1 pseudogene is annotated in these 549 nt (G+C 66.1%); it reads right to left on the bottom strand.

The window, feature by feature from the left end:
• Nucleotides 1-210: 210 nt before the first annotated feature.
• Nucleotides 211-489, bottom strand: a pseudogene (locus NZ773_16345) (BMC domain-containing protein).
• Nucleotides 490-549: the final 60 nt, after the last annotated feature.

Raw genomic sequence — 549 nt, 5'->3', positions numbered from 1 at the left:
GGCTGGGGTAACGATTGCGCCCTTTTCGTAGCGGACTTCGCGTTGGCCGTTGGCGGCCGCCGCCTCAATGTCTTTTGCGCTGATCAGACGTGCCATGAAACTTCCTCCGGTTCGGGATTACTCTTTCCCGGCCTTCAATTCGCCAGCGGCCCGTCCGGCGCCGAGGTTGCCCGCGGACGCGCCGGAGGCCAGCAAGCCGCCGCCGCCCGTGAGGATCGGATTGATCTCCCGGCCCGGCCGCGAGATCACATGGACGGAGACGACTTCGCCGACTCGAGACGCGCTGCTGGCGCCCGCGTCGGTGGCGGCCTTGACGGCGCCGACGTCGCCCGCGACGATCACGGTCACCAAGCCATTGCCGGCCTGTTCCTTGCCGATCAACTCGACGTTGGCGGCTTTGAGCATGGCGTCGGCGGCTTCGATCGCCGCAATCAAGCCGCGGGTCTCAATCATGCCAATGGCCCCGCCGCGGTTTGCTGAAGAGGACATAGTTCGCTTCTCCTCCCTCGTGGTCGAGGTTGCTTGTGATCCCGCCGATGGTCGGCTGGG

It is taken from the genome of Dehalococcoidia bacterium (assembly GCA_025054935.1).
GTDB lineage: Bacteria > Chloroflexota > Dehalococcoidia > SpSt-223 > SpSt-223 > JANWZD01.
Note: the sequence above shows the minus strand (reverse complement) of the source record. Positions and strands in the feature narration are given on the sequence as shown.